The organism is Pseudomonas sp. OG7, from assembly GCF_014192825.1.
GTDB classification, from domain to species: Bacteria; Pseudomonadota; Gammaproteobacteria; order Pseudomonadales; family Pseudomonadaceae; genus Aquipseudomonas; species Aquipseudomonas monteilii.
Genome location: NZ_JACHYK010000002.1, coordinates 800,231 through 810,900 on the forward strand (window position 1 = coordinate 800,231; position 10,670 = coordinate 810,900).

A 10,670-nucleotide genomic window follows, 5' to 3' on the forward strand; every position below is an offset into this window, starting at 1 on the left:
AAATTATCATTTATGAGAATTCTAATATATGAGAATTTAGAAATGCGCAAGTGTCCAAGGTAAGATGCCCGACCACCGCCGTATGCCGAGAACGCTGAATGCCCGCTGCCCTACCCCTGCTTGACCGCGCCGTAGTCGGCCAGCGCCTGCGCCAGGTGCGCAAGGCGCGCCAGATGACCCTCAAGCAATTGTCCGAAGCCAGTGGCGTACCGCTGTCCACCTTGTCGAAGATGGAGCTGGCACAGGTGTCGGTCAGTTATGAAAAGCTCGCCGCCGCTGCGCGGGCGCTGAATGTCGATATTGCCCAGTTGTTCCGCTCCGGTGCCACGGTCAATGCCCCGGTGCCCGTGACCGTGGTGGTCGATTCATTGCCGGCGGCAGCGGGCTACTCGACCGGCACCTATGACTACCACCCGATCGCCGGCGACTTCCCCGAGCGGCGCATGACGCCGGCTTATGCCCGCATCATCGCCCGTGAACGCGGCCAGTTCGACGACTTTATCCGCCACCCCGGGCAAGAGTTCGCCCTGGTGCTGAGCGGGCGGGTGCGCATCGAGTTCGAAACCGGCGAAGCGGTGAGCATCGGGCCACAGGAAACGGCGTACTTCGACAGCCAGGTGGGGCATATCTACCTGTCCGAAAGCGAGGACGGCGGCGATGCGCATGTGATGGTGGTGATGACGGATCGTTAATCCGCGTCGGTTATAACCTAATAACGAACAAGTCTATTTGGCTATAAAAAAATCTATATGCTGGCTGCATCCGATAACGGGCAAAGTTGGGCAGTCGAGTAGCGTATGGATGTAGGTTCTTTTGGTTTCACCATTGCTGGCCTGGTCGTGGGTTTCATCGTCGGCATGACCGGCGTCGGTGGCGGCTCGCTGATGACCCCGATCCTGTTGTGGTTTGGCATCAACCCGGCTACGGCCGTCGGTACCGACCTGCTCTATGCGGCCATCACCAAGGCCAGTGGCGTCTGGGTGCATGCGCGCCAGAAGAACATCGACTGGAAAATCACCGGCCTGCTCAGCCTGGGCAGCGTGCCCGCCGCTGCGCTGACCCTGTGGTTCCTCAGCACCCTGCACACCGACACCTCGGCGCTCAATGCCATTATCAAGCAAGGCCTGGCGGTGGTGCTGATCCTGACCGCGCTGGCCATCCTGTTCAAATCGCGCCTGCAGGCCTTTGCCAGCCGTCATGCCGGTGACCACTACCACCTCAGCGATCGCAGCCTGAACATCCTCACCGTACTCACCGGCGTTGTGCTGGGAGTAATGGTCACACTCACCTCCATCGGTGCTGGCGCCCTGGGCACCGTGGCGTTGTTCCTCCTGTACCCGTTCCTGGTCACCCGCCGCCTGGTCGGTACCGAAATCGCCCACGCCGTCCCCCTTACCCTGGTAGCAGGCCTGGGCCACGCGGGCATGGGCAACATGGACTGGTCGCTGCTGGGCTACCTGCTGCTGGGCTCGCTGCCAGGCATCTACCTGGGCAGCCACCTCACCGGGCGCATCTCCGACCGGGTGCTGCGCCCGTGCCTGGCGGCGATGCTGCTGCTGATCGGCTACAAGCTGGCGTTCTGAGCCTCATTCCAGGCGCAGTCGCCACTGCCCGGTAAAGCTCAGATCCAAGCGCGACAGGGGGAGCACGTCGATACGCTGGCTGGCCTTCATCGGGCAACCCAACACCTGAACCAACACAGCGCGCATGACCATGGGGTGGGTCACCGCCAGCCAATCGCCCGGGCTGTCGAAGGCTGCCAGCCAGGCGGCCAGGCGCTGGCACAGGGCGGCGAACGACTCCCCCCCGTGCGGCGCACTGGCCGGGTCCTGTAACCATTGCGCCAAAGCCTCAGGCTGCTCAGCCTGCAATTGCTTCAACGCCAGCCCCTGCCAGTGACCCAGGTCGCAATCGGCCAAGCCCGGTTCGACCTGCACCTGCCCCGACAACCACGTAGCGGTCTCGCAGGCTCGCCGTTCTGGCGCAGCCAGCAGCTGCATGCCGGGCAGCATGGCGTCGGGTTGTTGCGTTAACGGCAAGATGCCGTCATCTGTTCGGTGCAGACGCCCGGCCTTCTGGGCCGGGGTCAGGGCATGGCAGATCAGGGTCAGGCGGACGGCTTTCACCGGGGCTCTCTCGCAGCAGGCTGGGCCCATGGTTTAACACGCTGCGAAGCTTTTGGCTGCAACTATGTCGTAGCAGCCTTTACCGCGATCAGGCCCGGTCAAGCTATCAGCGAAACCAGCCCCCACACCGGCACCGCGGCCACCAACCCCATCGCCATCCGCGGCCAGTACGGCAGCAGCATCACCAGCAGCAACCCCGCCAGCGACAGCACGCCGAACCAGGCCACCGGCGCCATGGCCCAACCCCAGGCCTGGGCGCACAGCACCAGGCTGGCCAGCAACGCCAACCAACCGGCGCTGCGCAGGCCGATACGCAATACGCGTGGGCACGCCCGATTCCACACCTGCTTGTAATGCCGCTCCAGCCCTTGGCACAGCCCAAGCATGCCGGCGTAGGCGAACAACACGCCACCTATGATCCACATCATCATGCCTTGACCTCCTGTTGCCGACCTACCCTGGTCTTCCGTTGCGCTGGCTGTGCTTGCCACACCCGCCAGGCCACCAGACCAAGCAACACCCCCAGCACCAGCGCACAGCCCGCTACGCCGAGGCGCATCGTGTCTTCGAGGCCGCCAAATGCACCCAGACCGATGCACAGCAATGCCGCCAGCAGCAGTTGTTCGACCCAGGCGCGCCGCGCCGGCCTGACGCCGGCATGCCACAGCGCCAGCAGCCATACACCGAAGAACGCGCGTACCTCCCAGCTTTCCCGCTGCATCAAATCCACCGGTAGCAAACGGCTGGCCCACAGTAGCCCGACGCATGCCAGCAGCAGGCCGCTGATAAAGCCCACGTTGCACACTTCGGCCAGCCGGTACCAACGCCGTGCCGATGTTTCGGCGGTGGCGCTGGCGTATTTACGCCCACGCTTCACGCAGAACAGCACCAGGCCGCTGGCGATCATCAGGCAACTGATCAATCCGCACATGAAGTACAGCCAGCGCATCGGGTAGCCGCCGAACTGGGCGAAGTGCAGGCCGACCATGACCCGTTGGGTCAGCGGCGCCGCACGCCATTCAGGCACGTCGCTGAGTAACGCCCCGCTGACGCCGTCGAAAACCATGGCCTGCCCCTTGGCGAGGGCGATGCGGTTGCCCAGTTCGGGGCGGATTTCGATACGCGCCGCTGCAGTGTTGGGGTTACGAATGTTCAAGCCGCCAATAGGCCCCAGCCGCGCCTCGGCCTGGGCCAGCAACGGCGCCACGTCGACCAGGGTGGCCGGCTGCCTGGCCAGGCCACGGGGCTGCTCCAGGCGGGCATTACCCTGTGCCTGGAAGTAGGCGCGGGTGTCACCGGCGAAAAGTGCATCCACCCCGGCAGGGATATAAATGAGCATGAAGATCACCAGGCCGGTATAGGTGATCATCAGGTGGAACGGCAGCAACAGCACCGCGCTGGCGTTGTGAAAATCCAGCCACGAGCGCTGGCCCTTGTTCGGCCGGAAGGTGAAGAACTCCTTGAAGATTTTCTTGTGGATGACAATGCCGGTCACCAATGCGGCCAGCATCACCAGTGCCAGCGCGCCGACCACGAAGATGCCCCAGTTGCGCGGCAGGTCGAGGGTGAAGTGGAAGCGGAAGAAAAAGTTGCCGCCGACGCTGTCACGCACCTCGATGGCTTCGCCGGTGCGCGGGTCGAGCTGTACGCCGCCGCCGTGGCGCCGCTCACCGGTGGACACGCGCAGGCCTGGCGAGCGCTCGCTCGGTAAGCTGATGCCCCAGTTGCCGGCCTTCGGCTCATGGGCCTGCAGGTAGGCGATGGCACGCTGGGCGGCGGCGGCCTCGGACACCTGCGTGGCCGGGATTTCCGGCTGCATCCAGTGGTTGAGCTCCTTGTCGAACACGGCCAGCGTGCCGGTAACGAAGATGGCGAACAGCAGCCAACCGAAGATCAAGCCGGCCCAGGTGTGCAGCCAGGCCATCGACTGGGTGAAGGTGTTTTTCATGCCAGGCGCTCCAGTATCTGTGGCCAGAAACCGACCAGGGCCAGGGGCACGGCCAGTGCCAGCGGCGCCCAGGCGCGCAAGGCATCACGGCTGGCGAAGGCCCAGAGGATGGTGGCGGTGTAGAAAATGAACGCGGGCAGGGTCGCGACGATGATCGCGTCGGTGGCAGGCAGCGGCAGGATGCGGGCCAGGCAGGCAGTGGCGGCATAGCTCAGGGCGTAGCCGCCGAGCAGTGCGGCACTGGTGCGGGAGATAATCTGTAGCCAGGCAGGGGCTTTGATCATCGGAAGGCTCCTTGAGTCCAGTGATGAGGCCAGGGCTGCTGCGCAGCCCAATCGCCGGCAAGCCAGCTCCCAAAGGGACTGCACAGGGCTCGTTGACTGTGCAGTCCCCGTGGGAGCTGGCTTGCCGGCGATTGGGCCGCACAGCGGCCCCGTGGATCAGAAGTTGATATTCAGCGCAGCAAACACCGCCCTGCCCGGCTGGTTATAGGTGTTGGCCCCCGAGCTGCTGGCGTTGCCGCCCCGCAGGATCTGCTTGTCGAACACGTTGTTCACGCCTACCCGCACGTCGTAGTTGGCGTTGAACTTGTACCCGGCACTCACGTCCACCAGGCCATACGCCTCGACGTCCTGCTGCGCGGTCTTGTCGTACTCTTGCTGGGTGCGGTAGTTGTAGGTCGGTGACTTCTGCTTGCCAAAGTAGGTACCCGCTACCTGGAACGACAGCTGCTCGGTGGCGCGCCAGTCGAGGGTGGTGTTGACGGTGTATTCCGGGATCACCGACAGTGGCTCGCCGGTTTCGCGGTTGTCGTTGTCGAGCATCCAGGTCAGGTTGGTGTTCCAGTCCAGGGTCGGTGTCAATTCGATGAAGAAGTTGCCTTCGATACCTTCCACCCGCGCTTCGCCCGCGTTCTCCCACTGGGTCACGCGGCGACCGCTGTTAATGGCGTAGAGCACATCGGTCCCACCGATGATCTTGTTCTTGTAGTCGTTGCGGAAGTAGGTCGCGCTGGTACGCCAGGTACCACGGTCGTACAGCAGCCCGATTTCCTTGTTGACGCTGATCTCTGGCTTGAGGTCGGCATTACCTTGCAGGTAGCAGCCGCCGGAGTTGGTCTGCTGCACACTGCAGCCCTGGCCACGGCTGTAGAGCAGGTAATTGGGGTTGGACTGGTACAGGTTCGGTACCTTGTAGGCACGCGCAATGCCACCCTTGACCGACAGTGCCTCGGTCAGTTTGTGCGACAGGTTCAGGCTTGGGCTGAAGTTGTCGCCAAACATCTCGTGATGGTCAAAGCGCAGGCCGGGCGTCACGGTCGTATCACCCAGGACGATATTGTCCTCGACGAACAACGCATAGCTTCTGGCCGTCATCTTCGTATCGCTGCGATCGAAGCCGCTGATCGCATCACTGCCCGAACCGCTGGGATCGAAGCTTTGCGGGCGGAACGAGCCCTGGTCGTTGAGCGACTCGTACAAGTACTCACCGCCCAAGGTCAGCACATGTTCAGTGCTGCCCATGGCGAACGGCAGGTTGACCTCACTGCTCAAGCGGGTGTTGCGCAGCCGCGACATCGCCGCGCCACTGTCGTTGATCGCCCCTTCCGGGCCACCGGCCAGGCCCTCGTTGAGGCGCCAGTTACGCACGTACTCGTACGCCAGGGTGGTCTTGCTGGTGCCCCAGGTAAAGTCGCCCAAGTGGGTCAGGTCGTACGTGCTGCGCTGCATGATGTTGGTTTCGTGGCCATACAGGCTGGAAATCAACGCGACATCGCTGCCGCCGTTGCTGTTCATGGTGTCGCCCGCGTAGATGTTGCCCTGACGGCTGTAGCCTGCGCTGGCTTCAAGGCGGTGCTCGTCGTTGAGCTTCCAGCTCAGCAAGCCATTGATGTCTTTGTTACGCACACCTTCGCGTCCGGCAACCAATGCGCTGTTGGCGTGGCTGGCGTTGATGTCGAAGTCGTCGGCGTCGGTCTTGGCCAAGCCGCCATACAGGCGGAACCCGAGGTTGTCGGTAAGGCCGCCGCCCAGGTTGAAGTTGGCGCGGCGGCTGGCGCCTTCGGCGCTGTCTTCCGGCAGTTGTGTATACAGGCTGACACTGCCCTTGAGTTCGTCGGTAGGGCGCTTGGTGATGATGTTGACCACCCCGCCCATGGCGCCGGAACCGTAGCGTGCGGCAGCCGGGCCGCGCAGGATCTCGATGCGCTCGACCGCTTCGGCCGGCACCCAGTTGGTTTCACCTCGGGTATCGCGGTCGCCGTTCCAGCCATAACGCACGGCGTTGCGTGCGCTGGACGGTTTGCCGTCGATGAGGATCAAGGTGTTCTCCGGGCCCATGCCGCGCAGATCGATCTGGCGGTTGTTGCCCCGCGCGCCGCTGGCGCTGTTGCCGGTCAGGTTGACGCCGGGCTCGCGGCGGATGATATCGGAAAGGTCATTGGTCGGCGGGTGGCGCTTGATGTCTTCGGCAGTGATGATCGACGAGCCCAAGGCCTGGCGTGCCTCGCGCTCGGCGGTGATCAGGGTGTCCTGGATCACCAGCACGTTGTCGGCGACCGACACTTCCTGCACCTCACCCGCACGCTGCTCCTCGGCTTCAGCCGCGGTGGCCATCATGGCCGGCGACGCCAGCGCGACGAACGCCAGGGCCAGGCTATTGGGTGAAGTTCTGCACTGCATGGGTACATCTCCTGCGATTCATGAGCGAAAAGGCACATCCCTGTCGGAAACCGGGGGCCCTTGCCCACCGGCCCCACAAACACAGTTTGGTGGCCAACAGGGGAGGTAAATATAAAGAGATGCAAATGCGAGTACATCTTATTTACGAAGTTTACATGTTTGTAACGGAACTTTGCTGAAACCCGGGATAGAGCAGTTAACCACCCATCGGTTTGCATCCTGCACGGAGGCTCCTACAGTTTCGAACGTAGCAACTCTGTCGGGAGCCCAGATGCGCAGCAATGAAGACAGCCGCTCTGCACACACCACCAGAAGTCTGCCGAAGATCCCTCGCAGCGTCTGGGCGCTGGGCTTCGTGTCGATGTTCATGGATATCTCCTCGGAGATGATCCATGCGCTGCTGCCGCTGTACATGGTTACCGTGCTCGGCACGTCGGTAGTCGCGGTGGGCGTTATCGAAGGCATTGCCGAAGCGACCGCATCGATCACCAAGGTGTTTTCCGGCGCCCTCAGCGACCGGCTGGGCAAGCGCAAGCTGCTGACGGTGCTCGGTTATGGCCTGGCTGCGCTGACCAAGCCGGTGTTCCCCATTGCCTCCGGGCTGGAGTGGCTGACCGCAGCACGTTTCGTGGACCGGGTCGGTAAAGGCATTCGCGGGGCGCCGCGCGATGCGCTGGTGGCCGATGTCACCCCCGCCGAGCTGCGGGGCGCGGCGTTCGGCCTGCGCCAGGCGCTCGATACCGTGGGCGCCTTCCTCGGGCCGTTGTTGGCAATCGTGCTGATGTGGCTGACCGCGAGCCACTTTCAAGCCGTGTTCTGGGTAGCGGTGATCCCGGCATTTGTAGCGGTATACATTCTCATCGCCTTCGTTCGCGAACCTGAAACGCGGCCTGCCTCACGGCCGGTACGCACACCGTTGGCGCTGCACGAGATGGTGCACCTCGGGTCGGCGTATTGGCGACTGATCGGCCTGGCAACGTTATTTACCCTCGCCCGCTTCAGCGAAGCGTTCCTGCTGCTGCGTGCCCAGGACATGGGCCTGGCACCGCTGTGGGCGCCGGCGGTGCTGGTCTTGATGGCGCTGGCCTACTCACTGTCGGCCTACCCTGCCGGGGTGTTGTCGGACCGGGTGGGGCGCCGAGGCGTGCTGATGGCCGGGTTGGGTTTGCTGATCGCTGCCGACCTGCTGCTGGCCCTGCTACCGGGCTGGGGCGGGCTGGCCCTGGGGGTTGCGGCCTGGGGCCTGCACCTGGGCTTCAGCCAAGGTGTCTTCGCGGCCATGATCGCCGACAGTGCCCCGGCCAACCTGCGTGGTACCGCCTTCGGCCTGTTCAACCTGCTGACCGGCGTGGCACTGCTGGCCGCCAGCGTGGTAGCCGGGTTGCTGTGGGATGGTGCAGGATTTCAGGCAACCTTTCTGGTCGGCGCGGGGTTCGCTGGCGCCACCCTGGCGGGGTTGACACTGCTGCGCTGAGCCTGGGAGGAGCCCGGCTGATCGCCATGCTGACGGTGATCAGCACCCGGACGCAAACTAGGCCAGCGCAGCCTCCTGCTCCAGCAATGACCAACCGCCATGCCCATCCACTTCCAGCCGATGGGTATGGAACGCTGCCAGCGTGCTGCGGTGGCCGACACTGACCAGCAGTGCCCCCGGCATTTCCGAGCGCAACAACGCATACAAGGCATGTTCGAGGCCCTCATCCATCGCCGAGGTGGACTCGTCAAGGAACACCACCTGCGGCCGGTTGAACAGTACCCGGGCGAATGCCAGACGCTGCTGCTCACCCACCGAAAGAATGTGTGACCAGTCGCAACTGACGTCCAGGCGCTCGGCCAGGTGAGCCAGGTTGACCTGGCGCAACGCCTGCTGCATCCGCGCCTCATCCTCTGGCTTGCTGGCTGCCGGGTAGGCAATGACAGTACGCAAGTCACCCAGAGGCAGGTACGGGCGCTGCGACAGGAACAGTGCCTGATGGCCCATTGGCCGCCTGACCTCACCTTCGGCATACGGCCAAAGGCCCACCAGGGCGCGCAGCAGCGTGGTTTTACCACTGCCCGATGGCCCTTTGATCAAGAGCGCCTGACCCGCGTGCAGGCTCAGGTCCAGGTCGGCAATAAGGGCGTGCCCGTCCGGACGCAGCACCTGCAGGCGGGTGATCTGCAGCGCATGCGCCTGGTCTTCGGTCAGGACGCGTGGCAATGCGCTCGCCTGCTCATTGGCATCGAGAAACCCGGTCAGACGGTCGAGGGTCGCCCGGTACTGGGCAAACGCATCATACGACTCACGGAAGAACGATAACGAATCCTGCACTTGGCCAAATGCCTGGGACGTTTGCATGACGTCGCCCAGCTTGATCGCGCCGCTGAAGAAACGCGGTGCCTGCAGAATGAACGGGAACACCACGGCAACCTGGCTGACGCCCAGGTTGAAACCACTGAACTTGAGGTTTCGGTACACCAAAGCCCAGGCATTCACGATCAAGGCTGCAAAGCGGCCTAGCAAAGTGCCCCGCTCGACCTGAGCACCTTGGTAGAAGGCGATGTTCTCGGCATTTTCACGCAAGCGCATCAGCGCATAGCGGAAATTCGCAGTGAGTTTTTCGTTGAGGAAATTCAGGCGGATCAATGGGCGCCCAAGGCGGAAGGCGACCCAAGTGGCGATGATGACATACAGGTACACGGCAAACACCATCGCCCGGGGGATCTCCACCCCGGCCACCGTCAGCGGTGCCGACAGCCCCCAGAGAATGCCGGTAAATGCCACCAGCGAAACCAGCGCACTGACCGCGCCCAACGCCAGGCTTACCGAGCTGGTGACGAAAGCGTTGATATCCAGTTCGATACGCTGATCGGGGTTGTCCACTGGCTCGGCGAGGAACTGGCCGCGGTAGTAGGCATCGCCTTTCATCCAGTCGTGGGTCAGACGCTCGGTGAGCCAGACCCGCCAATGAATGCTGAATGCCTGGGTTACATAGAACGTGAAAAGCGAGCGCAACACATGAATGGTAGCCAGTACGGCAAAGACGCCAAGCAAGTACCAGAACGCGGTTTGATCAAGCCCCTGCAAAGCGCTGTAGAAGCCGTTGTACCAGAACGAGAACAGCACGTTCAGCCGTACAGAGAACAGTGTCAACACCAGCAGCAACGCAAACACCAACAGCGGCCGCCAACTGCGCGTGAAACTGAAATAGGGCCCGGCAAGCTGCCAGAACTGACTGCCCCAGCGCGTGCAGCGCACGGCCAGTGTGGCGGCTGCGGCGAAGCAGACTAGGGTGATGAACGAGGCGATTGCCAGCCAGCTCAGGCTCTCTTGCAAAGCCTGGTGCCAGTTCATTTCCATGGTGGGTATCCGTGCTGAGTATTTCCGCGAGCGTAACATTGCTCCGCGATTCGTCAGGCATAGATGACGCACATTTCATGATTGCTTTGGTTTTTTGAAGCAAGCGACGTGGTGGATGGCACCGGCTCCGCCGGTGTTCGCGGCTAAAGCCGCTCCTACAGGGATCTGGGTAAAGCCGAGACTTGCGTGGGCTTGGCTTTTTCAGGCCACAAAGACAAAACCCCTACCTGCATGCGCAGATAGGGGTTTTGCTAAATGAATCTTGACGATGACCTACTCTCACATGGGGAAACCCCACACTACCATCGGCGATGCATCGTTTCACTACTGAGTTCGGGATGGGATCAGGTGGTTCCAATGCTCTATGGTCGTCAAGAAATTCTGTTGCCAGAATGTCCGTGAACACTCTTGGCCAATTCGGATATGCGATATTTGTGATGTTGCGAACTTTCGGGTCTTTCGTCTTCACCACCACAATTCGGCTTACGCGCAAATTGCTTGGGTGTTATATGGTCAAGCCTCACGGGCAATTAGTATTGGTTAGCTCAACGCCTCACAGCGCTTACACACCCAAC

Annotated in this window: 9 protein-coding genes and 1 rRNA gene; 3 read left to right on the forward strand and 7 right to left on the reverse strand. The window is 62.5% G+C overall.

The features are described 5' to 3' along the window. Positions 1-98 precede the first annotated feature (98 nt). Positions 99-692 (forward strand): helix-turn-helix domain-containing protein, encoded by a 594-nt coding sequence (locus FHW75_RS08080; protein ID WP_016714792.1) that lies wholly within the window; start codon positions 99-101, stop codon positions 690-692. 105 nt (positions 693-797) lie between these two features. Next, positions 798-1,583, forward strand: coding sequence for a sulfite exporter TauE/SafE family protein (locus FHW75_RS08085; protein WP_012271535.1), 786 nt, complete (start codon positions 798-800; stop codon positions 1,581-1,583). A 3-nt stretch (positions 1,584-1,586) separates the two neighbouring features. Here FHW75_RS08085 and FHW75_RS08090 read toward each other — a convergent pair whose 3' ends face one another. From FHW75_RS08090 to FHW75_RS08110, 5 genes are all read right to left on the reverse strand, one after another. Then, complete coding sequence (locus tag FHW75_RS08090) at positions 1,587-2,126, reverse strand: histidine phosphatase family protein (RefSeq protein WP_019097197.1); 540 nt, start codon at positions 2,124-2,126, stop codon at positions 1,587-1,589. Between the two features lie 98 nt (positions 2,127-2,224). Continuing rightward, entirely contained in the window at positions 2,225-2,557 is a 333-nt protein-coding gene (locus FHW75_RS08095) for a DUF3325 domain-containing protein (protein ID WP_183673461.1), read from the reverse strand. Then, entirely contained in the window at positions 2,554-4,074 is a 1,521-nt protein-coding gene (locus FHW75_RS08100) for a PepSY domain-containing protein (RefSeq protein WP_084297460.1), read from the reverse strand. The genes FHW75_RS08095 and FHW75_RS08100 overlap by 4 nt, the downstream gene beginning before the upstream one ends. Further along, entirely contained in the window at positions 4,071-4,358 is a 288-nt protein-coding gene (locus FHW75_RS08105; RefSeq protein ID WP_019097199.1) for a hypothetical protein, read from the reverse strand. Before FHW75_RS08105 ends, FHW75_RS08100 begins: the two co-directional genes overlap by 4 nt. Before the next feature lie 156 nt (positions 4,359-4,514). Continuing rightward, the gene (locus FHW75_RS08110) at positions 4,515-6,755 is read right to left on the reverse strand and encodes a TonB-dependent siderophore receptor (RefSeq protein WP_183673463.1); all 2,241 of its coding nucleotides are present in this window, start codon (positions 6,753-6,755) and stop codon (positions 4,515-4,517) included. A 271-nt stretch (positions 6,756-7,026) separates the two neighbouring features. On the opposite strand from FHW75_RS08110, the gene FHW75_RS08115 reads away from it, so the two are divergent. Then, positions 7,027-8,229, forward strand: coding sequence for an MFS transporter (locus FHW75_RS08115; RefSeq protein ID WP_183673465.1), 1,203 nt, complete (start codon positions 7,027-7,029; stop codon positions 8,227-8,229). Positions 8,230-8,286: 57 nt separating this feature from the next. Here FHW75_RS08115 and FHW75_RS08120 read toward each other — a convergent pair whose 3' ends face one another. Together FHW75_RS08120 and rrf are read right to left on the reverse strand one after the other, a co-directional pair. After that, positions 8,287-10,095: an ABC transporter ATP-binding protein/permease gene (locus tag FHW75_RS08120; protein ID WP_183673467.1), complete on the reverse strand. Its 1,809-nt coding sequence runs from the start codon at positions 10,093-10,095 to the stop codon at positions 8,287-8,289. Between the two features lie 260 nt (positions 10,096-10,355). Further along, positions 10,356-10,471 (reverse strand): 5S ribosomal RNA (gene rrf / locus FHW75_RS08125). Positions 10,472-10,670: the final 199 nt, after the last annotated feature.